Source organism: Chimaeribacter sp. YP20170169 (assembly GCF_056739715.1).
Window position 1 is genome coordinate 2178079 of sequence record NZ_CP176824.1, and the last position, 26527, is coordinate 2204605.

Sequence of the window (26527 nt, forward strand, 5' to 3'; positions counted from 1 at the left end):
CGCCACCTGGGAGGCGATCGCCCTACCCGCGGCTAAATGAGGAAAAATGAGGGGCGTGAGCGGCGGTTACAGGTTGCTGATCCAGTTGAGGTGGGTGGCTGGCGCCTCGCGCCCGGCGGCCTGCCCCTGCAACGCCTGACGCAGATCGCGCGGCGACAATCCATACTCCTGCGACAGGATACGGCGCAGCGCCGTCGGTGAGAGGCCACAGCGGCGGGCAATGGTCGCCAGACTCTGGTCGGCAAGCGAGGTGGTGCGCATCAGCCGTCTGGCCAGCGTGGCGCGGCGGTTGCGCACAAATTGCGCCACACCGCCCATCGGCTCAAACAGCCGGTAGAGCGCGGCGCGCGAAAGGGCGAACTCCTTGCACAGCCCCTCCACGGAGAGCGGCTGCGCCAAATTCTGCTCAATGAAGAGGCAGATGCGCTCCAGCCGCGAACTGAAGGCGAACGGTGCCTCCAGCGGCTGCCCGCCCACCAGCGCCAGGGTGTGCAGGAACATGGCGCTGGCCCCCTCGCCGGTCGCCAGAATCTCCGCTTCGGTCAGGTTATCAAACACCTGCAACATGCTATTGAAGTGCTGGCGCAACAGGAAGTTCATCGGCGCGGCCGCTGGCAGCACATGCCCATGCAGGGCGGCGATATCCAGGTTCAGTGAGACCAGATGCTTGGGCAGGATAATGTACTGGTAGGTGCAAAGGTGCGGCGGCTGCTTGCCGGGGTGGACGTGGATCAGGATTGGCTGCGAGGAGTCTTGAATCAAAATGTCCCCCTGCTGGAGCAGCGTACGTCGGCCAAAGCAGCGGCAATCCATCGCCCCCATCACCACGATAAAGATCAAGATGTGATCGGGCATTGAGAACAGGTTGCCGCGCTGGCGGTGGATGTCATGTTCGCTGACATTCAGCACCCCGCCAATCAGCCGGCCAAAGTTATAGCCGGTGACGTTCCAGTCAAAGCCGGCAAAATCCTGCTTCGCCAGCTCCAGTTTCAGGCCGGCTGACGCCATCCCATCCTCCCACTCATAGAAGCGGGTATCGAAATCCTGATAAACGTGTGCGGCATCGGTAATTTTACGCTGGCTCATAAAGCTCTCCATGTCATCTGCAGACGGCGTCGCACCCTGCGCCGCCTGCCTGCCGGCATCAGCCCTATTATCGGCACCGGCTGCGCAACATTTACCCCGCAAGCCGTGGGAAATGATTTATGGTTAACAGAAGCGGCGAGATAACGGAGAGACGAGATGCGAAAAATATTGGGCCGGAGTTCATCAATCAATGTGCGTAAGGTGCTGTGGACCTGTGACGAGCTGCAACTGCCCTATCAGCAGGAGTCCTGGGGCGCGGGGCATCGCGATCCCCGGCAGCCGGAGTTTCTGGCGCTCAACCCAAATGGGATGGTGCCGGTATTGCAGGAGGGGGATTTTATCCTGTGGGAGTCGAACGCCATCTGCCGCTATCTGGCCAACAGCCAGCCGGACAGCCCGCTCTACCCCGCCGATGCGCGCCGCCGGGCGGACATTGACCGCTGGATGGATTGGCAACTGGGCGATCTCAACAGCGCCTGGCGCTACGTGTTCAACGCCCGGATGCGCAACACCCCGCCCAACCCCGATGCCGCGCAGCTAGCTGAAGGCGAGCGGCAGTGGAACCACGCCATCGGCATTTTGGCGCAGCAGCTGGCGCACACCGGGGCCTACGTGACGGGCGCGCACTTCACGCTGGCGGACATCGTGCTGGGGCTGTCATTGCACCGATGGATGATGACGCCGCTCCAGCGGCCCCACTGGCCGGCCCTCGAACACTACTACGATCGACTGCGCGAGCGGCCGGCTTTCGCCCGTTACGCCTGCCAGCAGTGGCCTTAACCGCATAAAGCACGGGAAGTTGACGCTAAGGCGTGGTAAAGAAAAAGGAATTTACCCTATACCCCCACAATCTGCGCCTGAAATTGGCGCAATTTATTCATGGAGATTATTCCCTCGCGTAATGCCTGCACTCTTTGCTACATTTAGGCCGCCAATGCCGCATGATTCCGCCCCTTTTAGTCGCCCAGCCTGCTGAGATGCCACGATGGAAAAACGAAAATTCCTGGATGAGTCGCGCCAACTCAAGCGGCTGAATGCCCTGACCCGTCGCCAGTCCCACCTCTATAAGTGGTTTGCCATCGTGGCAGCGCTGGATTGCCTGCTGGTCAGCCTGTATGACCAGGACATGCGCAACATTGTGTTCTCGGGCGCGGTCTGCGTGGTCAGCGCCTATCTCTACCTACGTGACCGGGCCAAAGCGCGCCGCTACCGCCGTGAGTGGGATGAGAAGTACGGCCCGAAGCCCTAAGGCAGCGCGCCACCGCCAACCTGATAAAAACATAACTATGCATCTCAACGTCTACACGTTATTCGTGCTGGAACTCGTTGTTCTGGCCTTTTTGGCAATGTTGATGTTCTTTGCCTGGCTGGGGGGCCGCCGTGACCTGACCCTCGGCTACCTCGCCGCTACCATGCTGAGCGCCGTTTTTGGTACCCTGATGGGTAGCCTGCGCGGCCTCCATATGGACATCGTGCCGATCCTGTTTGGCAACATGATGCTGCTGCTGGCCTATGGCCTGCAATGGACGGCGATGCGGGTCTTCACCGGGCGCCCGCCCCACTGGCAGGGGGTGCTGGCTGGCCCGATCGTCTGGCTGCTGCTCTGCCTCTGCCCGCTGTTTATGCAGACCCTGACGCTGCGCATCATGGTCAGTGGCCTGCTGACCATGATCTATACCCTGCTGGCGGCGCGTGAGGTGTGGCGGGGGCGGCGGGCGCTGCTGGTGACCTACTGGCCGGCTCTGCTGCTGATGCTGCTGCACAGCGCCGTCTACTTTATCCGCCTGCTGTTTGATCGGGGCCAACCATTTGCCGAGCTGACCACCGTTCCCGGCGCCAGTTTCTTCGCCCTGCTGATCTTCGAAACCATCCTTTATGCCACGGGTATGGCCTTCACCACGTTGGCGATGGTCAATGAGCGCGCCCAGCTGATGTACAAACATGCCTCTCTCAGCGATCCGCTGACCGGCATCGCCAACCGGCGCGCGCTGATTGAGCGCGGTGAGCAGCTGTTGGCACGATGCGAACGTGAGCAGGCACCGGTGACGCTGATCCTGTTCGATCTCGATAACTTTAAGGGCATTAATGACAGCCACGGCCACCACGGCGGCGACCGGGCGCTGGTGGCGTTCTGTGACATCGCTACGCGCTGCCTGCAACCGCACCATATCTTCGCCCGTATTGGCGGCGAGGAGTTTGGCTGCCTGCTGCCGCTGCCCACCCAGGATGCCCAGTCACTGGCGGAGCGCATCCGCTGCCAGGTGGCCGCCCAGCAGCGGCTGGCGCACCCACTGACGGTGAGCGGTGGCATCGCCTCCAGCACCCAAAGTGGCTTCAATATCTCCAGTTTGTTGGTCGATGCAGACCACGCGCTCTACCGCGCCAAGGCTGCTGGAAAAAACCGCATTGAGGTGAATTAGGGGTAAAAATGGGTCTAATTCATCGATTTGCCTTAAGGGTGATGGATTTATCGCCGCATAAAATGCGCCTCAGTTTACTTAGCGCATGATAAACAGCCGATGATTCTTAAATAATCAGAATGGCATTATGATTGTCTAAATAAATAAAAAAAATGAGTAAAATAATCCACTTATAGTCATGTGCAGTGGAGACGCCGCAATTTTTCAGTGCTAATCTTGCTGCTTCCCTCTGCTCAGGACGTTTGAAAATGTTCAATGACATCGCCATATGTCAAGCCGTGCTTAACGCACTCCCGGAAGCCACACTCATTAAAGATGACACACTGAAACTGGTGTTTATCAACCAGAAAGCCTGTGATTTATTTGGCTATTCACATGATGAGCTGGTTGGGCAGGGTTTTGCTTTTTTTCTCGATGAGGAGCAGGCGCAACGCCACCATAACCGGGCGCTGGAGGTGTTGCAGAGCGGGGAGAAGCAGATGAGCGAAGAGGTGATCACCGATGGCAAAAACAAAAGCCGCACGGTGATGATCCGTAAGTCGCGCGTCCTGATTGACCAACGTGCCTACGTGCTCTCCATCATCAGCGACATCTCGCTGCTGCGCAGTTCAGAGGCCCAGATCCGCTATTTGGCCTACCATGACACCCTCACCGGGCTGCCCAACCGCACCTCGCTGAATGATGAACTGAACCAGCTGGCGGCACGTACCCTCTACCACCCGCAAAACTGCGCGCTGATTGTGCTCAACCTGAACCACTTTACGGTGCTGAACAACACCTATGGTTACCAGTCTGGCGACACCATTCTGTGCGAATTCAGCCAGCGGCTGCGCACGCTGGTGGGCCAGCAGGGGATGCTGGCGCGACTGAATGGTGATGAGTTCGCCATCCTGCTGCGCGGCATGTCCACGGAGCCGGAGGTGCTGCCGATTGCCCGGCAGATCATCGCCATGATGCATGAGCCTTTTACCCTGACGCAGGCCAAGCCGGTGGTGACCCTCTCCTGCGGTATTGTCAGCATTAACAGCGAAAACCTGACCGCTGGCGAGATCCTGCGGCGCGGCAACTCTGCCCTGCGTGAGGCACAACGCCAGGGGCAGAATATCTTCTGCTTCTACTCCGAGACGCTGGACGCCAGTGCGGAGAATAAGCGGGTGATGGTGAAGGCGCTGGCGGAGTCCCTGACCAAGGAGGGGGAGCTAACCTGCGTCTACCAACCGATTTTGCGCAGCAGTGACGAGAAGATCATTGGCGTGGAGGCGCTGGCGCGCTGGAACCACCACCAGCTAGGCCCGGTGCCGCCGGTGCAGTTCATCGCCCTCGCGGAGGAGACCGGGCTGGTCAGCCAGCTGGGCGAGTGCGTGCTGCGGCAGGCCTGTCGCCACATCAAGCCGCTTGGTGATTTGCGGCTGGCGATCAATGTGTCAGCGGTGCAGTTGCGCGAGGGGCAGTTTGCTGAAAAGACCCTCGGCCTGCTGCGTGAGGAGGGCTTCCCCTGCCAGCGTCTGGAGCTGGAGCTGACGGAGACCGCCGTGATGAATGCCGATGCCAACAGCCTGCACCAGCTGATGCAGCTGCGCACCGCTGGCGTGAAGATCTCGCTGGATGACTTCGGTACCGGTTACTCCAGCCTCAGTTTGCTGAAGGACATTGCGGTGGACAGCGTGAAGATTGACCGCTCCTTTGTGCAGTACGTCAATGAGGTGACGGACACGGCGGCAATCGTCACCGCAGTCTCCCAGCTCGGCCACAAAATGAAGCTGAACGTGATTGCCGAAGGGGTGGAGAACGCCCAACAGAAGACCTTCCTACTGACCGCTGGCTGCTCACACATGCAGGGTTACCTCTTCTCCCGCCCGGTGCCAGTGGAGACGCTCACCGCCTTGCTTAGCGCCTGACTGGCCGCCGTTTCACCCTTTTGGCGGGTGAAACGGCCATATATAAGCAGCGTAAATAATCCCACAACTAGCATTAACCCATTGAATTGACATAAACCGGCATCAAACGCATTATCTCCTCAGGCGCCACGGTGCGCCCCATGTGCCCTCATTCAATGGATTAGACGATGATGCAACCCGTTTCCTGCCTTGCCCAATGTGGTGCCGTTCCGGCAGCCAGTGGCGCGGTGCGTCATGTGAAGCTCAAGAAACAGCCGCTCATTTGATCGGGCGCTGTCCCGTCAGATGAGATGACAGGACAGCGGCCCACAGCAGCGTGACTCCCCCTGACCTCTCCTTCTGACGGCAAACCCAATGCGCGTTACCCTCTAAGACAGGAGAGAATTATGTCAGTATTTTCAGGTATTTGGATTCCGTTAGTCACCCCTTTCAGCCAGGGCAAGCTTGACCTGCCCGCCTTGCAGCGTCTGGCGGTCTCCCTGCTGGCGCGTGGCGCGGACGGGCTGGTGGTATGCGGCACCACCGGCGAGGCGCCAGCGCTGAGCCAGGAGGAGCAGTTGCAGGCGCTGGACGCGGTGCTGGAAGTGGTGCCCGCCGCCAAGGTGGTGATGGGGCTGGCTGGCAATCATATGCCCTCCATTCTGGCGATGCAGGATGCCATCATGCAGCGCCCGCTGGCGGGCCTGCTGGTCTCCGCGCCCGCCTACATCCGTCCGACCCAAGCATCGCTGGTGCACTACTTCACCCAACTGGCTGACCGCTCAACGGTGCCCTTGATCCTCTACAACGTGCCCTACCGCACCGGCATCGCGCTGTCCTGGGAGACGCTGCAACAGCTGAGCGACCACCCGCGCATCGTGGCGATCAAGGATTGCGGCGGCAACCCGGAGCTGACGCTGGATCTGATCAACGCTGGCAAGCTGGACGTGCTAACCGGCGAGGATACCCAGATCCTGACGGTGCTGGCGCTGGGCGGCACCGGGGCGATCACCGCCTCCGGCCACCTCTGCCCGGAGGCGCTGGCGGCGCTGGTGAAGCAGGTACAGGCGGGCGATCTGCCTGCGGCGCGCGCCACCTTCTACGGCCTGCTGCCGATGATCCGCCTGCTGTTCTCCGTCGCCAACCCTACCGCCATCAAGTGCGCGTTGGCGCTGCATGGTGAGATGGAGCCAGACCTGCGCGAGCCGCTGCTGCCCTGCCCGCCCGAGGTGGAGCAGGCGCTGCGCGACCACTTCAACCTCTACAGCCGCTGAACCCCAGCCGGCCCGGCCGCCCTGGCCGGGCCATGCGATTTTTCGTTTTCTTTTCGCACAGATACGTAATGACTTTTGACAGAATGGCTTCCAGGATAGAGGCTTACTTGCACTCCCCCACTACTGGAGCGTTACCATGAAACTGTATTACAAACCGGGCGCCTGTTCGCTCTCCCCGCATATCGTGCTGCGCGAGGCGGGTGTCGATTTCAGCATTGAGAAAGTTGACCTGGTGGCGAAAACCACCGAGCACGGCGCGGACTACCTGACCATTAACCCCAAGGGGCAGGTGCCGGCGCTGCAACTGGATGATGGCTCCATCCTGACGGAAAATGCGGTGATTGTGCAGTATCTGGCCGACCAGAAGCCCGATCGCCAGCTGTTGCCTGCAGCGGGTTCGCTGGCGCGCTACCACGCGCTCGAACTGCTCAACTTCATTGCCACGGAACTGCACAAGGGCTTCAGCCCGCTGTTCAACCCACGTTTCCCGGAGGAAGCAAAAGAGGTGGCGCGTGAGCAGTTGCGGAAGAAACTGGCCTACATCGATGGAGAGTTGGCGGGGAAAGAGTATCTGCTCGGCAGCCGCTTCAGCGTGGCCGACGCCTACCTGTTCACTATCCTGAACTGGGCGCGGGTACTGAAGTTTAACTTGGATTTGCCGAACCTGGCGGCCTTTATGGCGCGGATGGCGGCACGCCCGGCGGTGGATGCCGCACTGGCGGCGGAAGGGCTGAAGTAATGGGAGGGCGCGCACCCTGCGCGCCCCACCCGATTACAGCTTAACTGCCGGGAAGTGGTGACGCGGGTTGACCAACGCATCCTGCGCCGCCACCACCTGCAACTCGTACTCGCCCATCTGCTGGGTCGCCAGCATCACCTCGTAGACCGCGGCAGTGACATGCTCCAGCGCCTTGTCGAGCGGCTCCCCCTTCAACAGGTTCACCAGCAGCAGGCCACTGGTGAGATCGCCTACGCCCACCGGCTGGCGATCGGCAAAGGCCACCAGCGGGCGGCTGATGTGCCATGCCTCGTCGGCGGTGACCAGCAGCATCTCAAAGCTCTCCGCCGAGCGGGCGGCGCGTGCCAGATGTTTCACCAGCACCACCTTTGGCCCCAGCGCGCACAGCTCACGCGCGGTGGCCACCGCCTGCTCCACGCTGTTCACCGCCTTGCCGCTCAGCTGCTCCAGCTCAATCAGGTTTGGCGCAATCACGTCGCTGCTCGGCAGTGACTGTTTGACGTGGAACTCCGCCACGCCAGGGGCCACGATGCAGCCCTTCTCCGGGTGGCCCATCACCGGGTCACAGAAGTAGAGGGCATTCGGGTTGGCGGCCTTCACCTGGCGGACAATCGCCTGGATGTGCTCGCCCTGCTCTGATGCGCCAATATAGCCGCTCAGCACCGCGTCACACTTCGCCAACTGGCCGATGTCCGCGATGCCCTGCACGATTTCGGTCAGGTGGCTGGGCGGCATTACGCAGCCTGTCCAGCGGCCATATTGGGTGTGGTTGGAGAACTGCACCGTATTGAGCGGCCAGACGTTGGCGCCCAAGCGGCGCATCGGGAATTCGGCAGCGCTGTTGCCGGCGTGGCCGAACACGACGTGGGACTGGATGGAGAGAATATTTTTCATCACGACAACCTGTACTCTTTTACCCTTGCCAAAGACACCGGCATGGCCGGTGGCCGGGTGCCCCCTGCCAAGGCGGCGGCACTGTTAGTTATTATTGGGGCAAACCCCGTTAAAAATAAGGGGGGCTGCTAGCCCCCCGTTTTCACTCTGTCGCGCTTACTTCCAGCTGATCAGGCAGTAGTGCTTCTTGCCGCGGCGCAGCAAGGTGTACTTGCCAAACAGGCGGTCGCTGTCGGTGAAGGTGTACTCCGCATCACCCTGCTTCTCGCCATTCACCTGCACGGCGTTGGAGTTGATCATGGTGCGTGCCTGTCCGCGGGAGGGCACCAGCTCGGCCGTAACCAGCGCCTGTTGCAGGTCGCTGCCCGCCTCCAGTTCGATGGTCGGCATACCGTCTTGCGCCAGCTGGGCGAAGTCCGCCTCGGTCATCTCACCCAGTGAGCCAGAGAACAGGCTGGCGGTGATGCGCGTGGCCGCCGCCAGCCCCTCTTCGCCATGCACCATGCGGGTCACCTCTTCCGCCAGCACATACTGGGCGCGCGGGGCCTTGTCGCTGTTTTTGTCCTCTTCTTCCAGCGCGTTGATCTCTTCCAGGCTGAGGAAGGTGAAGAACTTGAGGAAGCGGTACACATCGGCGTCCGCGGTGTTGATCCAGAACTGGTAGAACTTATACGGGCTGGTCTTCTTCGGATCCAGCCACACCGCGCCACCCTCGGTCTTGCCGAATTTGGTGCCGTCAGACTTGGTGATCAGCGGTACGGTCAGGCCAAATACCTGCTTCTGGTGCAGGCGACGCGTCAGGTCGATGCCGGAGGTGATGTTGCCCCACTGGTCAGAGCCGCCAATTTGCAACTCGACGCCGTGCTCGCCACACAGCGAGGCAAAGTCGTAGCCCTGCAACAGGTTGTAGGAGAACTCGGTGAAGGAGATGCCGCTGTCATCGCGATTCAGGCGCTGCTTCACTGCCTCTTTGTTGATCATCTGGTTGACGGAGAAGTGCTTGCCGATGTCACGTAGGAAGGTCAGCACGTTCATGTTGCCGAACCAGTCGTAGTTGTTGGCGGCAATGGCGCTGTTGTCACCGCAGTCGAAATCGAGGAACGGCGAGACCTGGCGGCGGATCTTCTCTACCCACTCAGCGACGGTATCGCTGGTGTTGAGCTTGCGTTCAGCAGCCTTGAAGCTCGGGTCGCCAATCAGGCCGGTCGCCCCGCCCACCAGCGCCACTGGCTTGTGGCCAGCCAGCTGGAAGCGTTTCAGGCACAGCAACGGAACCAGATGGCCCAAGTGCAAGCTGTCTGCGGTGGGATCGAAACCGCAATAGAGTGCAATTGGCCCTTGCGCCAGTCGCTCTGCTAACGCTTTTTCGTCCGTAACCTGGGCAATGAGGCCCCGCTCTTGCAATTGAGTAATCAAGTTACTGCTTGTCATCAATGACTCCGTTGAGGGTTGGTAAAGGGAGTGCCCCGGCCGGCGGCGCTGACCTGTGTGGCCGCCTGATCCGGGGAAGCGCATAGAATAAAGCGCCCGTAGCCCGAGCGCCAGAAGTAAGCACGGTTTTTGGCGTTCAGGGCGCCAGTCGGTCGATTTTCCAACCATTCCCCTCGCGCAGGTAGAGGAAACGGTCATGCAGGCGGTGCTCGCCACCCTGCCAGAACTCCACGGAATCAAAGGCTACGCGGTAGCCGCCCCAGAAACTGGGCAGTGGCACCTCACCCTGCTGGAACTTCTGTTTCAGCTCGAGGAATTTGCTCTCCAACACCCCTCGCGCCGAGATGCGGGACGATTGCGGCGACACCCAGGCCCCAATCTGGCTCTCCTTGGGTCGGCTGCTGAAGTACTTCATCACCTCCAGCGTGGAGAGGCGCTCGGCGCGGCCGGTGAAGCTGACCTGCCGCTCCAGCATATGCCAGGGGAAGTGCAGGCTGATTTTCGGGTTGTGGCTCAGGTGCTGCGCCTTGCGGCTGCCTAGGTTGGTGTAGAACACCAGCCCGCGCTCATCAATGTGCTTGAGCAGCACAATGCGCTGGAATGGCTGGCCCTGCTCATCCACCGTCGCCACGCACATGGCGGTGGGGTCGGCCAGTTGCGCCTCACACGCCTGTTGCAGCCACAGCCCGAAGAGATCCAGCGGGTCATCGGTCAGATCATGGCGGCGCAGGCCGCCCTTGGTGTATTCGCGCCGCAGGTGGGCAATATCGAGTCTTTCAGTCATGGCAAGATCCTTGGAACGTCAGGGGGTCACGGCCATCAGCGGCTGACCACACAATCATTGATTATCACATCATCCCCGCGCTGCACCAGCGCCCGCTCCCCCTGTGACCAGAAGGTGTAGCGCCCGTCGCTGTAGCGCGCGCCGGAGGCCGCCTCCACCTGCGTCAGGTGGAGTTGCTCGCCATCCAGCAGCAGGTTGACGCTGTGGCGATCCGGGGCCAGCGTCACGGTCAGCGGCAGGGTGCCGCAACGGTAGTGGACAGGCTGGGCCGCTGGCGCGTGGCCGAAGTGGCTACACCCGGCCAGCGCCAGTAACGCGGCCCCCGTAAGCAGATATCTGAACATACTGCCTCCTCTCACTCGCTCGGCTGGCGCAGGCCAGCCGGGTAGATGGCGCCCAGCACCGCCGGCGCGCGCGCGCCAGTCACCGAGGGCAAGTTGCCCGGCAGGCCGGACAGGGTACGCGCCGCCAGCCAGGCGAACGCCAGTGCCTCCATGTCATCGCCACGGATGCCGAACTGGTCGGTCGGGCACACCTCGGTGCCCGGCAGCAGCGCCGCCAGACGGGTCATCACCAGCGGGTTGCGCGCGCCACCGCCACACACCAGCAGCCGGTCACAGCCGCCGGAGAGCTGCACCTGCTCTGAGATGGTGGTCGCGGTTAGTTCCGCCAGCGTGGCCTGCACATCCTCCGGAGCAAGATTGGGGTGCCCGGCGAGATGACGCTCCAGCCAAGCCAAATTGAAGTACTCACGCCCGGTACTTTTCGGCGCAGGCGCGGCAAAATAGGGGTCAGCCAGCATCTGCTGCAACAGGGCGATATCAGGCAGGCCCGCCAGCCCCAGCGCCGCATCCTCATCGTAGGGCAGCGCCCGCTGCCGCCAGATCCAGGCGTCCATTAGCATGTTGCCGGGGCCGGTGTCATAGCCGCGCACCGGCTGACCCGGCAGCAGCAGGGAGAGGTTGGCGATGCCGCCGATATTGAGCACCATCCGGCGCTCGTCCGGGTGCGAGAGCAACGCATCATGGAACGCGGGCACCAGCGGCGCGCCCTGCCCGCCAAGCGCGATGTCCCGCCGGCGGAAGTCACCGATGGTGGTAATGCCGGTCAGGGCCGCGATGCGGTTATTGTCGCCCAGTTGCAGCGAGAACGGCGCCAGGCCGTTCGGCTCATGCCAGACCGTCTGGCCGTGGCAGCCAATCGCGGTGATCTCCTCGGCACGCAGGTTGTGCTGCGCCAGCAGCGCCAAAATGGCCTCGGCGAACAGATCCCCCAGCTGCGCATCCAGCTGGCCCACTTGTGACAGTGTCACCTGCTGGCCCTGGCACATCCCTAAAATCGCCTGCCTGATGGCTAGCGGCATTGGGTGGGTATAGCTGCCCTGCTGGGCCACCATACGCGCATCAATGGCGGCCAGCACCACATCGATCCCATCCAGGCTGGTGCCCGACATGACACCGATATAACGACCTGACTTCATAACCTTTCCCCTTACCGGCAATGCAATGTTTTTCTCCCCCACTAAAGCAGATTTAACCGGTTAACGCTATGAAAGGGAGTGATTATTTACGGCCAGGCCGTTGATCTGACGACGAGATCATTTTATCGAGGTTTATGGGGCATTGAAGCTGTGGAGCATATGCTGGGGACTTTACATCAGGCAAAATAGCGATTGGGCTGCATATCAGCCATACTTTTAGCGTCATTGTCCATTCGTAGTCAGGCAGGCAATGCTGAGGACTATGTTAAAAAATATAGGAGTCTTTATGATTAAGCGTCTTCTCGTGGTGGCGCTCGCTGGCGCCACGCTGGCAGGCTGTGTGAACGATAGCGCTCTGTCCGGCGATGTCTACTCCGCCAATCAGGCGAAACAGGTTCAAAACGTAACCTACGGCACCATCGTCTCAACCCGGCCGGTACAGATTCAGGGTGGCGACGAGAACAACGTGATTGGCGCGATTGGCGGCGCAGTGTTGGGCGGCTTCTTGGGTAACACCGTCGGGGGTGGCACGGGCCGTAGCCTGGCGACCGCAGCCGGTGCCGTGGCCGGTGGCGTCGCAGGTCAGGGCGTGCAGGGTGCGTTAAACCGTAGCAATGGCGTAGAACTGGAGATCCGTAAGGATGATGGCAATACCATCATGGTGGTGCAGAAAGCAGATGCCACCAAATTCAGCGTGGGGCAGCGTGTAAGCATAGCCAGCAGTGGCAGCCAGGTGACTGTCTCGCCGCGTTAAGCGGCACAGAAACAAGACCGGCGGCCATAGGCCGCCGGTCGGGTAGATTCGCTGTGGGTCAAAAAAAATCGCGTTATTTATTTTGTAGTTGGATAATGTTCTCTTCTATCTGATCGATCATCCTGACCAGCAGCGAGAGCTCATCATGTGAGATGCCCGTCAGGATCTCATGCCGTGTAGAGTCAATCACCCTCTCCACCTCATCAATAATCGGTGCCGCTTCCGCCGTTAGTTTGATGCGTTTGGCGCGGCGATCGCTGGAGCAGGTATGGCGGGTAATCAGCCCCTTCTCCTCAAGTTGATCCAAGGTGCGTACCAGTGAAGGCTGCTCAATGCCGATCGCCTTGGCCAGCTGAATCTGCGACTGCTCAGGCGGTAATTTGTTGATATTGTGTAAGGTCACCCAATGAGTTTGGGTCAATTCCAACGGTTTAAGCCGATGGTCAATCAAGGCGCGCCATACTCGCACCAGCCGTGCTAAATCTGAACCTAATGATGAACCTAAATTGGAGTCCAATTCCCCCTCCTTATAATTAGCTTGCTAATAGTGCTTCCCAGAGTGTAGCCTATTTTGCGGAGTTAAGAACGGAAATTCAATTATATATGTAATATGAATTATATTTAGACCAATAATTTGGATTAAAAATAATTAGAGCCTTTTTACATCCTCCGCCTTATTCTCTGCCTGAATATTAACATACTAAATTTGGCATAATCTCCTTAGTGAACGTTGCCTGTTTTTAGCTATCCCTTTGCTGTCTCTCTGATTTTCTCTGGCGATCAGGCGACGCTAATTCTGCCTATGGCCACGTGGGCCAAACTAAGCGCACACCGGGCAAGGGTGGCGGCGGCGGACATACTCCGTGCATTTTGTCAAATTTCGCTAGAATTTAAGGGGATAGCGTGGGCTGGGATCAGTGGGGGTAAATAAATAGTGACAGTTACAAAAATAAAATACATTTTCCAACTTTTGATATGAATCATGGCAATATCTAAACACTTCTGCATTAAATAAATTCGCCCACCCGTTATTGGCACTGGCCGAGCTAATGCTCGGCCAGCAGTCAGTCAGCCAAACTAAATCACACCACAAGCAATACGGCCACCTCCGCCACCCAAGGGCTTCGGCATATCCGCGTGGTTATCCCCGCCCTCATGGATCATGAGCGCATGGTTCTCAACCTGCGACAGCTGTTTCAGGCGCGGTGCCAGTACCTGATCGCTGGCACTGCCATCCTGATGCACATAGATCACGGGCAGGTCACCCAAGTGACCATTCTCATATGGCCCGAGGTGCTTGCCGGTTTTCTCTGGATCCAGGTGATCGCCGGCTGCTTGCGCCGCCACCTTCTTGCCATCCTTCTCTGCGGCCTCACAGCTGCCATTCTGGTGCACATGGAAACCGTGCACCCCCGGCGGCAGTGAGGTCAATTTGGGGGTAAACAGCAGGCCATACTCGGTTTCACTGATGGTGACAGTGCCGATGGGCTGCGGTGCGCCCTCGGCAGACACCAGGTTCATGGTCACCACTTTACTGGCCGCCTGCGCGGCCCCGCAGGCCAACATACATGCCAACGCCACGCCGGAAAGATATTTCATAACGCCTCCAATGCCTGTCGCTTCAGAGCGTTAAGTATAGGCAAAGCCTTCCGATGCTGGTTTGCCGTTCCGCTTTCTGACCCTGCCCGGCTGATATTTGCGATCCAGTTCACAAAAACTGCCCCTAGGGCACGTCATAACCCAGCGCCGCCTTGCGGATGCGGAACCACTGCTGGCGGCTCAATGGCAGGGAGAGCGCCTCCCAGGCGGCACGCACGCGCTCAATCTTGCCAGTACCGAGGATCGGCAACGGGCGGCTCGGTAGGCGCAGCACCCAGGCATAGACCACCTGCTCCAGGGATTGCGCGCCAATCTCCTCAGCGACGGCGTACAGCTCATCACGCAGCGGCTGGTAGCGTGGCTCACGGAACAGCCGGCCACCACCCAGACATGACCACGCCATCGGCCGGATGCGCAACTGCTGGCACTGGTCGAGCGTACCGTCCAGCGTCACCGTCTGATTGAGCGGCGAGATCTCCACCTGGTTGGTTGCCAGAGTAAAGGGCAGACGCGATTGCAGTAGCGAGAACTGCGCTGGCGTAAAGTTGGAGACACCAAAATGGCGCACCTTGCCGCTGCCATGCAGGGCGGTGAACGCTTCTGCCACCTCATCGGCATCCATCAGCGGATCGGGGCGGTGGATCAGCAGCAAGTCGAGGTGGTCAGTGTTCAGGTGCTGCAATGACTGCTCAGCGCTGGCAATGATGTGGGACTTGTCCGTGATGTAGTGGCCAAGGCTATGGCCGGGTTTGGCGGTGGTGGCAATGCCGCACTTGCTGACCAGCTCCAGCTGGTGGCGCAGCGAGGGGGCCAGCCGCAACGCGTCGCCAAACGCGGCCTCACACTGGTAGTCACCATAGATGTCAGCGTGATCGACGGTGGTGATGCCCAGCGCCAGGTGCTGCTCAATAAAGGTCACCAGCTCCTGCGGGCGCATTGCCCACTCCATTAACCGCCAGTAGCCACAAATTAGCGGGGAAAACTCAGGGCCCTGCGGGGCAATCGGACTGCGAAGATTCATAACCGGCCTCCTTGGTTGGATGGGGAGAGCATACACAATTGCGTGGCCCGGCACGACGTTGGCGCACGGCTTTGCGCGGCGCCTCGCAAGAATTAAAACAGGGAGGGTTGTTCTGGCGGCGGGTCATCGGCTTTGCGCGCTTGCCGCTGCTGGCGCAGGTAGCGCTGGCGGCAGAGATGGAGGACGTGGCGCTTCTGGGCGTCGCTCATGCTCATCCAGTTGAAACGCTCTTCCCGGCTGCGCAGGCAGCCACGACAAAAACCGCGCTCATCTGACTGGCAGATGCCGCGGCAGGGGCTGGGAATGGTGAAAAACTCAAGCTGCTCGGCCACAATCTCCCCTTTTGCGCAAACGGGCGGCACGTTGCGCGCTGGTTAATTTATCGCCCGCCTACTCATTGAAGCCCCTTTGCGCCGGGCTGGCAAGCCTGCCCGCCATTTTTCCCGCCCATGCCATCAAATTTCTGTCATAACCGGGTGATAGGGTGGCGTCGCGGTAAAGGCTCTTTGCCGCGAGAACATCACGGCGTGGCCCCGTGCCGCGCAAACGTGAGCCTTTGGCGTGCCGCCCGCTGGCCACGCCCCTTGCGCCCCCTTCACCCGGCGTGCCTGTACGCCGGTTTCTTTCAACGCTTTAGAGCGCACGTTTGAACAATCTGCCCCAGCCTTTCCTCTGCATAGTGGCCCGGACACTTTTTCAGGAGGCATTGGCCATGAGCACACTCTTTACCCCGTTGACCATTGGCGGGCGCACCCTGCCGAACCGGATCTTTATGGCCCCCCTCACCCGCCTGCGCAGCCAGGAGCCGGGCGATCTGCCGACTGCCCTGATGGGCGAGTACTATAGCCAGCGCGCCAGCGCCGGGCTGATTATTAGCGAGGCGACGCAAATCTCCTTGCAGGGCAAGGGCTATGCTGGCGCGCCGGGCATCCACTCCCCTGAGCAGGTGGCTGCCTGGCGCCAGATCACGGACGCCGTCCATGCGCGCGGCGGCCACATCGCCCTGCAAATGTGGCACGTTGGCCGCATCTCCCACACCTCACTGCAACCGGGCCAGCAGTCGCCGGTCGCCCCCTCGGCACAGACCGCCGACACCCGCACCACGATACGGGATGAGCAGGGCAACCTGACGCGCGTTCCCTGCTCGCCGCCGCGCGCCCTAACCGTGGCTGAGATCGCCGAAGTAGTGGCACAATTCCGCCAGGCCGCCATTCATGCACGGGAGGCCGGGTTTGACTATGTGGAGATCCACGCCGCCCACGGCTACCTGCTGCACCAGTTCCAGTCGCCGGAGTCCAACCTGCGAAATGATGAGTATGGCGGCAGTGTCGAGAACCGCCTGCGCCTGACATTGGACGTCGTGGAGAGCGTGGTGGCCGAACTGGGGGCTGACCGCGTCGGCATCCGCATTTCGCCGGTCGGTGCCGTCGCTGGCATGGGCAATGGCAAGCAGGAGGAGCAGGATGCGCTGACGCTGGTGGAGCAACTGAGCGCCCGCCAACTGGCCTACCTGCACATCTCCGAGCCGGACTGGGTCGGCGGCCGTCCCTATTCGGAGGCGTTGCGCAAGGCGATTCGCGCCCGCTATCAGGGGGTGATCATCGGGGCCGGTGGCTATACGCAGCAGAAGGCGGAGCAGTTGATTGACGCCGGTTACGTTGATGCCGCCGCCTTTGGCCGCGACTACATCGCCAACCCGGATCTGGTGGCGCGCTTTGCCCAGCAGGCGCCGCTCAACCCACCGCAGCCAGAGACCTTCTATGGCGGTGGCCGTGATGGCTACACCGACTACCCAACGCTGTGACTATCTGCATCACATTGAATTTATTCGCCTGCGAAGGCTATACTTAACTGTTTTTATCCACGCGGCGAACACCTCGCCGCGTGCCAACCTGTTATCAGAGGACTTTATGCGCTTACTCCATACCATGCTTCGCGTCGGTGACCTGCAACGCTCCATCGACTTCTACACCAAGGTATTAGGCATGCGTCTGCTGCGTTCCAGTGAAAATACCGAATACAAATACTCCCTGGCGTTCGTCGGCTATACCGAAGAGAGCGAAGGCGCGGTGATTGAACTGACCTATAACTGGGGCGTCGAGAGCTACGACATGGGGACGGCCTACGGCCACATCGCGCTGGGCGTGGATGATGTCGCGGCGACCTGTGACCAGATCCGCAATGCTGGCGGCAATGTGACCCGTGAAGCTGGCCCGGTCAAGGGCGGCACCACCGTGATCGCCTTTGTGGAAGACCCGGATGGCTACAAGATCGAGCTGATTGAAAACAGCCACGCTGGCAAAGGCCTCGGCAACTGATAGCTTCCCTGATCCTACGGGCGCGGCACGCCGTCGCCCGTCTTCTCCTGCGTATTGCCCTTCCCCTGCATCGGCCGCGAAAATTTGCCATAATGCGCGCTGAATTCGAACCTGATAAGAAACTGATGGCTGATAAAAGTGATCCCAACGCCCTGAGTGGCCGCTTCCGCGGGTTCTATCCCGTGGTGATTGATGTTGAAACCGCTGGCTTTAACGCCCGTACCGATGCCCTGCTGGAGATCGCCGCCGTGACGTTGCGCATGGACGACGACGGCTGGCTGACGCGTGATGAGGCGCTGCACTTCCATGTCGCCCCATTTGAGGGGGCGGTGCTGCAACCGGAGGCGCTGGCCTTCAACGGCATCGATCCGCACAACCCGCTGCGTGGCGCGGTGAGTGAGTATGAGGCGCTGCACGCCATCTTCAAGATGGTGCGCAAGGGCATGAAGGAGCAGAACTGCAACCGGGCGATTATTGTGGCGCACAATGCCAACTTTGATCACAGCTTCCTGATGGCGGCCGCCGAGCGCGGTAGCCTCAAGCGCAACCCTTTTCACCCCTTTGCCACCTTTGATACCGCGGCGCTGAGCGGGCTGGTGCTCGGGCAGACGGTGCTGGCGAAAGCCTGCATCACCGCCGGCATCCCCTTTGATAGCGCCCAGGCGCACTCCGCGCTGTATGACACCGAGCAGACGGCACTGCTGTTCTGTGAGCTGGTCAACCGCTGGAAACGGCTGGGTGGCTGGCCGCTGGCGACACCAGAGGCCGACGAGTAAAACAGAACGGGCGACCCTAGGGTCGCCCGTTTTCATTGCCGCTGAGGTTGCCCCCGCGCCCGGATTACTGTTGCTCTTCCTGGGAACGGTGCTTCTCGGCGGTCTCTTTGATCAGCTGTTGCAGTTCGCCGCGCTGGTACATCTCCAGCACGATGTCGCAACCGCCGACCAGTTCACCATCCACCCACAGCTGCGGGAAGGTCGGCCAGTTGGCGTATTTCGGCAGCTCAGCACGGATGTCCGGGTTCTGCAAAATGTCCACATAGGCAAAACGCTCACCGCACGCGGACAGCGCCTGTACCGCCTGAGCGGAGAAGCCACAGCTTGGCAGCTTCGGGGAGCCTTTCATGTACAGCAGGATCGGGTTTTCCGCGATCTGGGCCTGGATCTTTTCAATTGTCGTCATTGTCTTGCTTCCTCAAGCCATTGGCTGGCTATTACGCGTCACATCAAATCAGCAGTGGCCTATTGTAACGAGGGCGGCAACGGGATGAAAACACCATTTTTTGCAGGGTTTTCCCCCATGCCCCAAATTCGTCGGCCTGACTGCTAACAATAATTAAACATATGTTAACAGTAACAGATCTGAACGATGAGGTTTATCGGAAAAACGCGTTATCCCTCTATGCCGCCAGGCCGCTAACCGCTTGAGTTGCGGATAAAAGCAGCATATCTCCCCCCCAGTTTTCACTAATGAAAAAAGCTATTAACTTTTTCTGACAATATGAATTAGAATCAGGGGGTTTCATGCTTTTTTGTGCGGCAGGTTTCAGTGATACTGGGCCTCCATGGATGTTTGTCGGACACTTTTGGTAGCGTTGCCATGCGTTTACTCGTTACGCTTTTCGTTTTGCTTTTTACCCAGCTCTGTATGAATCTGGCGCATGCGTCGCCCCATGCGCGCACGTCGGCCGAACCCCGCAAGGGCCATGCCAGTGAGGCCAGGACGGATGACCGTAAAAAGCGCAAGCCGGTGAAAACCAGCGTAAAGAAAAAAGCCACCAGCCGCGACAAGGCTCAGGTGGTCAAGGTCACGACCAAAAGCGGTAAAACACGTAAAACCGCCTCTACCCATCTGGTCAAGGTGACGCCGCCGAAAAAGGGCTATAAAAAAGGCTATGGCCGCCAGCGCCTGCCCGGCCACGAGGCCAAAGCTGTGGAGAGCGGCCCGCTGGCACTCAGCCCGGCGCATAAAAAGCGCTACCAGAAAGCCAAGCAAACGGCGATGACCAAGCTAATGAAGCAGGTAGGCAAGCCCTACCGCTGGGGCGGCACCTCCCCCACCACCGGTTTCGATTGCAGCGGGCTGGTCTATTACGCCTATAAAGATGTGATGAAGATCCGCCTGCCACGCACCGCCAATGAGATGTACCACCTGCGTGATGCCGCGCCGGTTAAACGTGGCGAGCTGGAGAGCGGCGATCTGGTCTTCTTCCGCATCGCCAACCGTGGCGCGGCTGACCATGTTGGCGTCTATCTCGGCGATGGCAAATTTATCCAGTCACCGCGCACCGGCGAGGATATCCGCATCAGCTATCTGGATAATGACTACTGGCAGGACCATTACGTCGGCGCCCGCCGCGTGATGACCCCCAAGACCGTGCGCTGACCACCGCGTAACAAAAAAGACGCCCAAGGGCGTCTTTTTTTTCTGGTGCAGGCGGATTAGCCCAAAACAGCGGTAAAGCTAAAGGCAATGATCATGGTGAGCGCCGCCACAGTGGTGCATAGCGACAGTTTCAAATTGGTATCCATGTGTTCTCCTGAATAACGCAAACAAAACCACAATGTTTGTATGAGTTCTCATATTCTCACAGTATTGCAGGCAGTGCCTATCACGTCGTGATGCGCAACGGGATAATTTTCTGCTTCCCCTTTGCGCAAGAATAGGGGAAAATTCGCGGTTTACACACTGCGTACCCGGCCGCGGCTGCAATGCCCCACCGCTCCCCAGCGAAGATGACCGTCCTCTCCCCCTAGAATTCACTGCATCTTTTACGGTGGGCAGAAGAATAAACGCAGGCAAACGATTAACATTATAGTTACGTGCTGTAACACGTATTTTCAGGAGTCACTTTTCCCATGGCCACGATTAAAGATGTCGCCAAACGTGCCGGCGTGTCCACCACCACCGTGTCACACGTTATCAACAAAACACGTTTCGTCGCTGAAGAGACGAAGGCGGCGGTCTGGGCCGCCATCAAGGAGTTGCACTACTCCCCAAGCGCCGTGGCGCGCAGCCTGAAAGTCAACCACACCAAATCCATCGGGTTGCTGGCGACCTCCAGTGAGGCCCCCTACTTCGCTGAGGTGATTGAGTCCGTGGAGAACAGTTGCTACAGCAAGGGCTATACCCTGATCCTCTGCAACTCCCACAATAACCTCGACAAGCAGCAAGCTTACCTGGCGATGCTGGCGCAAAAGCGCGTCGATGGCCTGCTGGTGATGTGCTCTGAGTACCCGGATCAGCTGATCGGTATGCTCGAGGAGTACCGCAACATCCCGATGGTGGTGATGGACTGGGGTTCAGCACGCAGCGACTTTACTGACTCCATCATTGATAACGCCTTTGAGGGCGGCTACATCGCAGGCCGTTATCTGATTGAGCGCGGCCACCGTGATATCGGCATCATCCCCGGCCAGCTGTCACGCAACACCGGCGGCGGCCGCCATCAGGGCTTCCTGAAGGCGATGGAAGAGGCAAATATCACTGTGCGCCCGGAGTGGGTGGTACAGGGTGATTTTGAGCCGGAGTCCGGCTACAAGGCGATGCAGCAGATTTTGGTGCAGAAGCAGCGCCCAACGGCGGTGTTCTGCGGCGGCGACATCATGGCAATGGGCGCCATCTGCGCCGCCGACGAGATGGGCCTGCGCGTGCCACAAGACATCTCGGTGATTGGCTATGACAACGTGCGTAACGCGCGCTACTTTACCCCGGCACTGACCACCATCCACCAGCCGAAAGAGCGCCTCGGCGAGAGTGCTTTTGCCATGCTGCTGGATCGCATCACCAGCAAGCGTGAAGACCCGCAGACCATTGAAGTGCGCCCGAAACTGGTGGAGCGTCGCTCCGTGGCCGATGGCCCCTACCGCGACTACCGCCGTTAATCGACCAGCCGGGGCCATGCGCCCCGGTTTTTACTCCCCACGCAACCACTCCCGGTTCAACGTTTCGCTGTCCCCCAGATAATCCAGCAACCAGCTAAGCGCTGGCGAGGTGCGCGCCTGATCCCAGGTCAGGCAACAGGCGCTGTCCGGGAAGGGTTGCGCCAGCGTCAGCAGCACCAACTCTCCACGATCGATCAGCGGTTGCGCCATGTGCGCCGGGATCATCCCCACGCACAGGCCAGCCAGCAGGCAATCCAGCGCGCTGGTCCAGTCTGGCGCCACCAGCCGCCGTTGGTTATCCAGCGTCCAGGTGTCGCGCTTCGGCAGGGTGCGGGAGGTGTCCTCCAGACAGAGGGCTGGCCACGGCCGCAACTGCTCATCCGCCAACGGGCCGGGCAGTTGTGCCAGCGGATGGGTACGGCTCACCACACAGCGCCACGGCAGAAAGCCCATGTCGCGGAAGCGGTAGCTGCCGCCCACCGGCACGGCGCGGGTGGCACCAATCGCTGCATCCACCCGTCCATCCGCCAGCGCATCCCAGACGCCGTTGAACACCTCCGGCGAGATCAGCAGCTCCATATCGGGAAACTCGCGGTAGAAATCGAGCACCAGCTGCCGGGTGCGATCGGCACGCACCACCCGATCCACCGCCAGATTGAGTTGCCCACGCCAGCCATTGGCCGCCTGTTGGCACTGGCGACGCGCGGCCTGCATTTTTTTGATAACACCGCGCGCCTCCTCAATAAAAACCTGTCCGGCCTCGGTGATCGCCACATCACGGTGGCGGCGCTCAAACAGTTCCACCGCCAGCCACTGCTCCAGCTGGCGCACGGTGTAACTGACCGCCGAGGGCACCCGGTGCAGCTCCTGCGCTGCCGCGCTAAAGCTGCCGGTGCGTGCTACGGCGTCCACCACCTCCAGCGAATACTCTGACCACATGGCGCGCCCCACTCTTTCTGCTTGCAAAATTTTTCACAGCATGGCGCAAATTTTAACGTTTCACAATGCCCTGGCTGCTCCAGTAGAGTGCGCACCGCTATGCGTTTTTCTTATCATCTACTAACAAACCATAGGAATTTGCTATGACCCGCTCCCCTCTTTTCATGCTCTATCTGGCCGGACTGAGTGTGCTTGGCTTTTTGGCCACTGACATGTACCTGCCGGCCTTCGCCCAGATGCAGACAGATCTTTCGCTGACGCCCAATGCCATCAGCGCCAGCCTGAGCCTGTTTTTGGCCGGTTTCGCCTGCGCCCAACTGATCTGGGGGCCGCTCTCTGACCGCATCGGCCGCAAGCCCGTACTGGTGCTGGGGCTGTTGATGTTTGCCGTCGGCTGCGCCGGGATGCTGTGGGTGCAGGATGCGCGCCAGCTCTGGCTGATGCGCTTTGTGCAGGCGGTGGGAGTCTGTTCCGCGGCCGTAAGCTGGCAGGCGCTGGTGGTGGACCGCTGCACGGGCGAGCAGGCGAAACGGGTGTTTGCCACCATTATGCCGCTGGTGGCGCTGTCACCGGCGCTGGCCCCGCTGCTGGGTGCCTGGCTGCTGAACCACTTTGGCTGGCGCGCCATCTTCCTGGCGCTGCTCGCCATCACCCTGCTGCTGCTGGTGCCAACGCTGCGGCTCCAGCCTGCCAACCGGCCGGGTGCTGACCATCCGGCCCCCAAGGTAGGAATGCTGGCGCTGCTCGGCTCCCGCGTCTTTAGCGGCAACGTGCTGATGTATGCCGCCTGCTCGGCAGGCTTCTTCGCCTGGCTGACCGGCTCGCCCTTCATCCTGCACGCCATGGGCTATGGCGCGGATGCCATCGGCCTGAGCTACGTGCCGCAGACCTTTGCCTTCCTGATGGGTGGGTTTGGCTGCCGCTACGTGGTCAGCCGCCGTGATGGCAAGGTGCTAGTGCCGTGGCTGCTGGCTGGCTACAGCCTGAGCATCATCGCGCTGTTCCTGCTGGCCTGGCTCGCCACGCCGGGGCTGGCGCTGTTGCTGGTGCCATTTTGTGTGATGGCTTTGGCAAATGGCGCACTCTATCCCATAATTGTGGCTAACGCGCTACTGCCCTTCCCGCAGAGCACCGGCAAGGCCGCGGCCCTGCAGAATGCCCTGCAACTGGGACTCTGCTTCGTCGCCAGTCTGATGGTATCGGCCTTTATCAGCCAGCCGCTGATGGCAACCGTCAGTGTGATGCTGAGCACCGTGGGCCTGGCATTGGCAGGCTACCTGCTCCAGCGTAATGCGTCGGCGCAGGCAGCCATCCGTCATGAGCGGCATACTAACCAAACGGCATAATTGCCTTACTGAATAATCGCTTGATTATTCTTTGCGCCAGAAGGGATTGACTATTGAGTATCGCTTCTGGCGCGCCTATACTCTTTTTCACTCGATAAGAACAACGGTTTTACAAAACTTTTATCAAGTCTTGGTGCGCGAGGAGTGCGCGCATTTTGTCAGGGATGATGACCTGCTGTCCTACCCCTGGGCCAGCGGGATTCGTCCCACTTTCCTCTGTACATAGTCGAATATCAGATACGGCGGGTTACCCCGCGGGTTCTCGTATACGCCTGCAAATTGTCTATGCTTTTCCTTGCAGGTCATAAGTCAGAAGAAAAAGTGATGGAGAAGCTATGAGTTCATCGTGTATAGAAGATTTGAGCATTCAGGATAACCAGTGGTATCGCATTGCCCATGAGATGCTCAGCCAGGCGGATATCGAAATCAATGGCTCCCGGCCCTTCGATATCACCATCAATAACCCCGATTTTTTTAAGCGCGTATTGCAGGAAGGCTCACTGGGCCTTGGCGAAAGCTACATGGATGGCTGGTGGGAGTGCGAGCGGCTCGACATCTTCTTCCAGCGCGTAGTGGCCGCCGGTCTGGAGCACAAGCTGCCCCACCACCTGAAAGATACCCTGCGCATTGCCGCTGCCCGCCTGACCAACCTGCAATCCAAAAAGCGTGCCTGGATCGTCGGCAAGGAGCACTACGACCTTGGCAACGATCTCTTTACCCTGATGCTTGACCCCTACATGCAGTACTCCTGTGGCTACTGGAAAGAGGCGGAAACGCTTGAGCAGGCACAGGAGCACAAATTGCGCATGATCTGTGAGAAGCTGCAACTGAAGCCCGGCATGTCGCTGCTGGATATCGGCTGTGGCTGGGGTGGGTTGTCAGCCTTCGCCGCCCGTCACTACGGCGTCTCCGTTACCGGTGTCACCATCTCCGCCGAGCAGCAGAAGCTGGCCCAACAGCGCTGCGAAGGGCTGGACGTCACCATCCTGTTGCAGGACTACCGCGATCTGGACCAGCAGTTCGATCGCATCGTCTCCGTTGGGATGTTTGAGCACGTCGGGCCGAAAAATTACCAGACCTACTTTGACGTGGTGGCGCGCAACCTGCGGCCAGATGGCCTGTTCCTGCTGCACACCATCGGCTCGAACAAAACGGACATGCATGTCGATCCCTGGATCGACAAATATATCTTCCCCAACGGCTGCCTGCCGTCGGTCAAGCATATTGCCCAAGCCAGCGAGGGACAGTTTGTAATGGAGGATTGGCACAACTTCGGCGCGGATTACGATCGCACGCTGATGGCCTGGCATGAGCGTTTCATCAAGGCATGGCCGCAACTGGCGGAGAACTACTCCGACCGCTTCTACCGGATGTTCACCTACTACCTGAATGCCTGCGCGGGGGCCTTCCGCGCGCGCGATATCCAGCTCTGGCAGGTGCTGTTCAGCCCGCATGGCGTCGAGGGCGGGCTGCGGGTGCCGCGCTAAACATGAAAAAACCGGCCAAAGGCCGGTTTTTTTCGCCTGTACGCCGCTTAGAGATAGACGCGCAGATACTCGGAGAGGCAGAGGATTGCCATCGCCTGCCCATAGGGCATGGAGGTGAGCGGGATCTCGCGATAGAAGTTGAGGTCATTGCCCATCGCGGTGCCAAAGGAGACCTGGGTCAGCTCGCCCTGATCGTTGATGTGGCGCACCACCCCCTGTGCGGCGCGCAGCCCCATCGCCGCATACTGCTTGCCAACGTAGCGCTTGCGCACCGCCTTCATGATGCCGTAGGCAAAGCCAGCGGTGGCAGAGGCTTCCAGATAGGAGTCCGGGTCATCCAGCAGGGTATGCCACAGGCCGGAGGCGTCCTGATACTGTTGCAGCGCGGCGATCTGGCTCTCCAGCACCTGGATCAGGAAACGGCGGGTGGCATCGTGCTCGGGCAGATCCACCATCTCCAGGAAGTCCGGGATGGCGACGGTCAGCCAGCTATTGCCGCGCGCCCAGCGTGCCTGCGCAAAGTTGTGGTTGCCCTCAAAGGTCCAGCCGTGGAACCAGAGGCCGCTCTGGCGATCCATCAGGTACTGGACATGGGTCAGGAACTGGAATTTCGCCTCCTCCACGTACTCCGGCCGATTGAGCAGCTTGCCAATTTTCGCCAGCGGCAGCACGCTCATCATCAGGGTGTCATCCCACAGCTGCTGGTGGTTCTCATTGTTGTAGACGATATGTTGCAGGCCGCCCTTTTCAGTGCGCGGCATCTCATACATCACCCACTCGGCCCACGCTTCCAGATAGGGCAGCCAGCTCTGGTTGCGCGTCTCTTCATAACGGAAAGCCAGCGTCAGGAACGGGCAGACGGTGTTGACGTTTTTGGTCGGCATTGGCTCCTGCAGGCGCGCGGCAAACCAGTCATCAATGATAGCGAGCGCCTGCGGGTCATTGGTCTGCTGGTAATATTTGTAGATGCCATACAGCCCGATGCCGTGCGTCCACTCCCAGCCTGCCCAGCCCTTGGTATCAATCACCCGTCCGTCATCCAGCCGCAGCAGGAACTCGCCGGTCTTGTCCTCGATATGGATCAAGTTGTCCGCCACCTGGTGGATCAACCGGCGCACCTCGTCACGGGTGATAAAGTAGTCGGGCTGGCGCAGCAGTTCACTATGTTTGACGGGAAATACGTTCATTTTTCAC

At 59.9% G+C, this 26527-nt stretch carries 28 protein-coding genes; 14 read left to right on the forward strand and 14 right to left on the reverse strand.

What is annotated here, in order from left to right; genetic code table 11:
• Nucleotides 1–66: 66 nt before the first annotated feature.
• Entirely contained in the window at nucleotides 67–1086 is a 1020-nt protein-coding gene (locus ACK3SD_RS09715) for an AraC family transcriptional regulator (protein WP_481125342.1), read from the reverse strand.
• Between the two features lie 156 nt (nucleotides 1087–1242).
• Between ACK3SD_RS09715 and ACK3SD_RS09720 the strand changes: the two genes are divergently transcribed.
• The 6 genes from ACK3SD_RS09720 (at nucleotide 1243) to gstA (ending at nucleotide 7396) form a co-directional block, all read left to right on the forward strand.
• Nucleotides 1243–1866 carry a glutathione S-transferase family protein gene (locus ACK3SD_RS09720; protein ID WP_481125343.1) on the forward strand — a complete coding sequence of 208 codons (624 nt, stop codon included), beginning with the start codon at nucleotides 1243–1245 and terminating at the stop codon, nucleotides 1864–1866.
• A 205-nt stretch (nucleotides 1867–2071) separates the two neighbouring features.
• Nucleotides 2072–2335 (forward strand): hypothetical protein, encoded by a 264-nt coding sequence (locus tag ACK3SD_RS09725; protein WP_137763371.1) that lies wholly within the window; start codon nucleotides 2072–2074, stop codon nucleotides 2333–2335.
• Between the two features lie 37 nt (nucleotides 2336–2372).
• Nucleotides 2373–3506, forward strand: coding sequence for a GGDEF domain-containing protein (locus tag ACK3SD_RS09730; RefSeq protein ID WP_481125344.1), 1134 nt, complete (start codon nucleotides 2373–2375; stop codon nucleotides 3504–3506).
• Between the two features lie 278 nt (nucleotides 3507–3784).
• Nucleotides 3785–5404 carry a sensor domain-containing protein gene (locus tag ACK3SD_RS09735; RefSeq protein ID WP_481125345.1) on the forward strand — a complete coding sequence of 540 codons (1620 nt, stop codon included), beginning with the start codon at nucleotides 3785–3787 and terminating at the stop codon, nucleotides 5402–5404.
• Between the two features lie 386 nt (nucleotides 5405–5790).
• Nucleotides 5791–6657, forward strand: coding sequence for a 4-hydroxy-tetrahydrodipicolinate synthase (dapA, locus tag ACK3SD_RS09740; protein WP_481125346.1), 867 nt, complete (start codon nucleotides 5791–5793; stop codon nucleotides 6655–6657).
• Between the two features lie 136 nt (nucleotides 6658–6793).
• Nucleotides 6794–7396: a glutathione transferase GstA gene (gene gstA, locus ACK3SD_RS09745; protein WP_481125347.1), complete on the forward strand. Its 603-nt coding sequence runs from the start codon at nucleotides 6794–6796 to the stop codon at nucleotides 7394–7396.
• Between the two features lie 33 nt (nucleotides 7397–7429).
• Here gstA and pdxY read toward each other — a convergent pair whose 3' ends face one another.
• From pdxY to anmK, 5 genes are all read right to left on the reverse strand, one after another.
• Complete coding sequence (gene pdxY / locus ACK3SD_RS09750) at nucleotides 7430–8290, reverse strand: pyridoxal kinase PdxY (protein WP_481125348.1); 861 nt, start codon at nucleotides 8288–8290, stop codon at nucleotides 7430–7432.
• A 156-nt stretch (nucleotides 8291–8446) separates the two neighbouring features.
• Complete coding sequence (tyrS, locus tag ACK3SD_RS09755) at nucleotides 8447–9721, reverse strand: tyrosine--tRNA ligase (protein WP_481125349.1); 1275 nt, start codon at nucleotides 9719–9721, stop codon at nucleotides 8447–8449.
• Between the two features lie 136 nt (nucleotides 9722–9857).
• The gene (gene pdxH / locus ACK3SD_RS09760; protein WP_137763377.1) at nucleotides 9858–10505 is read right to left on the reverse strand and encodes a pyridoxamine 5'-phosphate oxidase; all 648 of its coding nucleotides are present in this window, start codon (nucleotides 10503–10505) and stop codon (nucleotides 9858–9860) included.
• Between the two features lie 35 nt (nucleotides 10506–10540).
• Nucleotides 10541–10849 (reverse strand): MliC family protein, encoded by a 309-nt coding sequence (locus ACK3SD_RS09765; RefSeq protein WP_481125350.1) that lies wholly within the window; start codon nucleotides 10847–10849, stop codon nucleotides 10541–10543.
• 11 nt (nucleotides 10850–10860) lie between these two features.
• A complete protein-coding gene (gene anmK, locus ACK3SD_RS09770; RefSeq protein ID WP_481125351.1) occupies nucleotides 10861–11985 on the reverse strand; it encodes an anhydro-N-acetylmuramic acid kinase in 1125 nt (374 codons plus the stop codon).
• 286 nt (nucleotides 11986–12271) lie between these two features.
• Between anmK and slyB the strand changes: the two genes are divergently transcribed.
• Nucleotides 12272–12739 (forward strand): outer membrane lipoprotein SlyB, encoded by a 468-nt coding sequence (gene slyB, locus ACK3SD_RS09775; RefSeq protein ID WP_481125352.1) that lies wholly within the window; start codon nucleotides 12272–12274, stop codon nucleotides 12737–12739.
• A 73-nt stretch (nucleotides 12740–12812) separates the two neighbouring features.
• Here the strand turns inward: slyB and slyA are convergent, their stop codons facing one another.
• From slyA to ACK3SD_RS09795, 4 genes are all read right to left on the reverse strand, one after another.
• Entirely contained in the window at nucleotides 12813–13256 is a 444-nt protein-coding gene (gene slyA / locus ACK3SD_RS09780; protein WP_137763381.1) for a transcriptional regulator SlyA, read from the reverse strand.
• A gap of 560 nt (nucleotides 13257–13816) precedes the next feature.
• Nucleotides 13817–14338, reverse strand: a complete 522-nt coding sequence (sodC, locus tag ACK3SD_RS09785; RefSeq protein WP_481125353.1) for a superoxide dismutase [Cu-Zn] SodC — start codon at nucleotides 14336–14338, stop codon at nucleotides 13817–13819.
• Nucleotides 14339–14462: 124 nt separating this feature from the next.
• Nucleotides 14463–15359 (reverse strand): aldo/keto reductase, encoded by an 897-nt coding sequence (locus ACK3SD_RS09790; RefSeq protein ID WP_481125354.1) that lies wholly within the window; start codon nucleotides 15357–15359, stop codon nucleotides 14463–14465.
• A 92-nt stretch (nucleotides 15360–15451) separates the two neighbouring features.
• Nucleotides 15452–15691: a DUF1289 domain-containing protein gene (locus tag ACK3SD_RS09795; protein ID WP_137763384.1), complete on the reverse strand. Its 240-nt coding sequence runs from the start codon at nucleotides 15689–15691 to the stop codon at nucleotides 15452–15454.
• A gap of 374 nt (nucleotides 15692–16065) precedes the next feature.
• On the opposite strand from ACK3SD_RS09795, the gene nemA reads away from it, so the two are divergent.
• From nemA to rnt, 3 genes are all read left to right on the forward strand, one after another.
• Nucleotides 16066–17163 (forward strand): N-ethylmaleimide reductase, encoded by a 1098-nt coding sequence (nemA, locus tag ACK3SD_RS09800; protein WP_481125355.1) that lies wholly within the window; start codon nucleotides 16066–16068, stop codon nucleotides 17161–17163.
• A 106-nt stretch (nucleotides 17164–17269) separates the two neighbouring features.
• Nucleotides 17270–17677, forward strand: coding sequence for a lactoylglutathione lyase (gloA, locus tag ACK3SD_RS09805; RefSeq protein WP_137763386.1), 408 nt, complete (start codon nucleotides 17270–17272; stop codon nucleotides 17675–17677).
• Between the two features lie 92 nt (nucleotides 17678–17769).
• Nucleotides 17770–18453 (forward strand): ribonuclease T, encoded by a 684-nt coding sequence (gene rnt / locus ACK3SD_RS09810; RefSeq protein ID WP_481125356.1) that lies wholly within the window; start codon nucleotides 17770–17772, stop codon nucleotides 18451–18453.
• A gap of 64 nt (nucleotides 18454–18517) precedes the next feature.
• Here rnt and ACK3SD_RS09815 read toward each other — a convergent pair whose 3' ends face one another.
• Nucleotides 18518–18859, reverse strand: a complete 342-nt coding sequence (locus ACK3SD_RS09815) for a Grx4 family monothiol glutaredoxin (RefSeq protein WP_137763388.1) — start codon at nucleotides 18857–18859, stop codon at nucleotides 18518–18520.
• Between the two features lie 417 nt (nucleotides 18860–19276).
• On the opposite strand from ACK3SD_RS09815, the gene ACK3SD_RS09820 reads away from it, so the two are divergent.
• Nucleotides 19277–20062 (forward strand): C40 family peptidase, encoded by a 786-nt coding sequence (locus ACK3SD_RS09820; RefSeq protein ID WP_481125357.1) that lies wholly within the window; start codon nucleotides 19277–19279, stop codon nucleotides 20060–20062.
• Nucleotides 20063–20118: 56 nt separating this feature from the next.
• On the opposite strand, the gene cydH is transcribed toward ACK3SD_RS09820, so the two are convergent.
• Nucleotides 20119–20208: a cytochrome bd-I oxidase subunit CydH gene (cydH, locus tag ACK3SD_RS09825; protein WP_481125358.1), complete on the reverse strand. Its 90-nt coding sequence runs from the start codon at nucleotides 20206–20208 to the stop codon at nucleotides 20119–20121.
• Nucleotides 20209–20535: 327 nt separating this feature from the next.
• Between cydH and purR the strand changes: the two genes are divergently transcribed.
• The gene (purR, locus tag ACK3SD_RS09830; RefSeq protein WP_137763391.1) at nucleotides 20536–21561 is read left to right on the forward strand and encodes an HTH-type transcriptional repressor PurR; all 1026 of its coding nucleotides are present in this window, start codon (nucleotides 20536–20538) and stop codon (nucleotides 21559–21561) included.
• Nucleotides 21562–21591: 30 nt separating this feature from the next.
• Here purR and punR read toward each other — a convergent pair whose 3' ends face one another.
• The gene (gene punR / locus ACK3SD_RS09835) at nucleotides 21592–22500 is read right to left on the reverse strand and encodes a DNA-binding transcriptional activator PunR (RefSeq protein WP_481125359.1); all 909 of its coding nucleotides are present in this window, start codon (nucleotides 22498–22500) and stop codon (nucleotides 21592–21594) included.
• 143 nt (nucleotides 22501–22643) lie between these two features.
• Here punR and punC point away from each other — a divergent pair, with 143 nt between their 5' ends.
• The gene (punC, locus tag ACK3SD_RS09840) at nucleotides 22644–23846 is read left to right on the forward strand and encodes a purine nucleoside transporter PunC (protein WP_481125360.1); all 1203 of its coding nucleotides are present in this window, start codon (nucleotides 22644–22646) and stop codon (nucleotides 23844–23846) included.
• 335 nt (nucleotides 23847–24181) lie between these two features.
• Nucleotides 24182–25333 carry a cyclopropane fatty acyl phospholipid synthase gene (cfa, locus tag ACK3SD_RS09845; RefSeq protein ID WP_137763394.1) on the forward strand — a complete coding sequence of 384 codons (1152 nt, stop codon included), beginning with the start codon at nucleotides 24182–24184 and terminating at the stop codon, nucleotides 25331–25333.
• A 47-nt stretch (nucleotides 25334–25380) separates the two neighbouring features.
• On the opposite strand, the gene bglB is transcribed toward cfa, so the two are convergent.
• Nucleotides 25381–26520 carry a beta-galactosidase BglB gene (gene bglB, locus ACK3SD_RS09850; protein WP_481125361.1) on the reverse strand — a complete coding sequence of 380 codons (1140 nt, stop codon included), beginning with the start codon at nucleotides 26518–26520 and terminating at the stop codon, nucleotides 25381–25383.
• Nucleotides 26521–26527: the final 7 nt, after the last annotated feature.

What these genes read in the sequence shown, in the direction of transcription:
- ACK3SD_RS09715 (WP_481125342.1), bottom strand. Translation starts at nt 1,086, where the DNA reads ATGAGCCAGCGTAAAATTACCGATGCCGCACACGTTTATCAGGATTTC.
- ACK3SD_RS09720 (WP_481125343.1), top strand. Translation starts at nt 1,243, where the DNA reads ATGCGAAAAATATTGGGCCGGAGTTCATCAATCAATGTGCGTAAGGTG.
- ACK3SD_RS09725 (WP_137763371.1), top strand. Translation starts at nt 2,072, where the DNA reads ATGGAAAAACGAAAATTCCTGGATGAGTCGCGCCAACTCAAGCGGCTG.
- ACK3SD_RS09730 (WP_481125344.1), top strand. Translation starts at nt 2,373, where the DNA reads ATGCATCTCAACGTCTACACGTTATTCGTGCTGGAACTCGTTGTTCTG.
- dapA (WP_481125346.1), top strand. Translation starts at nt 5,791, where the DNA reads ATGTCAGTATTTTCAGGTATTTGGATTCCGTTAGTCACCCCTTTCAGC.
- gstA (WP_481125347.1), top strand. Translation starts at nt 6,794, where the DNA reads ATGAAACTGTATTACAAACCGGGCGCCTGTTCGCTCTCCCCGCATATC.
- pdxY (WP_481125348.1), bottom strand. Translation starts at nt 8,290, where the DNA reads ATGAAAAATATTCTCTCCATCCAGTCCCACGTCGTGTTCGGCCACGCC.
- tyrS (WP_481125349.1), bottom strand. Translation starts at nt 9,721, where the DNA reads ATGACAAGCAGTAACTTGATTACTCAATTGCAAGAGCGGGGCCTCATT.
- pdxH (WP_137763377.1), bottom strand. Translation starts at nt 10,505, where the DNA reads ATGACTGAAAGACTCGATATTGCCCACCTGCGGCGCGAATACACCAAG.
- ACK3SD_RS09765 (WP_481125350.1), bottom strand. Translation starts at nt 10,849, where the DNA reads ATGTTCAGATATCTGCTTACGGGGGCCGCGTTACTGGCGCTGGCCGGG.
- anmK (WP_481125351.1), bottom strand. Translation starts at nt 11,985, where the DNA reads ATGAAGTCAGGTCGTTATATCGGTGTCATGTCGGGCACCAGCCTGGAT.
- slyB (WP_481125352.1), top strand. Translation starts at nt 12,272, where the DNA reads ATGATTAAGCGTCTTCTCGTGGTGGCGCTCGCTGGCGCCACGCTGGCA.
- sodC (WP_481125353.1), bottom strand. Translation starts at nt 14,338, where the DNA reads ATGAAATATCTTTCCGGCGTGGCGTTGGCATGTATGTTGGCCTGCGGG.
- ACK3SD_RS09790 (WP_481125354.1), bottom strand. Translation starts at nt 15,359, where the DNA reads ATGAATCTTCGCAGTCCGATTGCCCCGCAGGGCCCTGAGTTTTCCCCG.
- gloA (WP_137763386.1), top strand. Translation starts at nt 17,270, where the DNA reads ATGCGCTTACTCCATACCATGCTTCGCGTCGGTGACCTGCAACGCTCC.
- rnt (WP_481125356.1), top strand. Translation starts at nt 17,770, where the DNA reads ATGCGCGCTGAATTCGAACCTGATAAGAAACTGATGGCTGATAAAAGT.
- ACK3SD_RS09815 (WP_137763388.1), bottom strand. Translation starts at nt 18,859, where the DNA reads ATGACGACAATTGAAAAGATCCAGGCCCAGATCGCGGAAAACCCGATC.
- ACK3SD_RS09820 (WP_481125357.1), top strand. Translation starts at nt 19,277, where the DNA reads ATGCGTTTACTCGTTACGCTTTTCGTTTTGCTTTTTACCCAGCTCTGT.
- cydH (WP_481125358.1), bottom strand. Translation starts at nt 20,208, where the DNA reads ATGGATACCAATTTGAAACTGTCGCTATGCACCACTGTGGCGGCGCTC.
- purR (WP_137763391.1), top strand. Translation starts at nt 20,536, where the DNA reads ATGGCCACGATTAAAGATGTCGCCAAACGTGCCGGCGTGTCCACCACC.
- punR (WP_481125359.1), bottom strand. Translation starts at nt 22,500, where the DNA reads ATGTGGTCAGAGTATTCGCTGGAGGTGGTGGACGCCGTAGCACGCACC.
- punC (WP_481125360.1), top strand. Translation starts at nt 22,644, where the DNA reads ATGACCCGCTCCCCTCTTTTCATGCTCTATCTGGCCGGACTGAGTGTG.
- cfa (WP_137763394.1), top strand. Translation starts at nt 24,182, where the DNA reads ATGAGTTCATCGTGTATAGAAGATTTGAGCATTCAGGATAACCAGTGG.
- bglB (WP_481125361.1), bottom strand. Translation starts at nt 26,520, where the DNA reads ATGAACGTATTTCCCGTCAAACATAGTGAACTGCTGCGCCAGCCCGAC.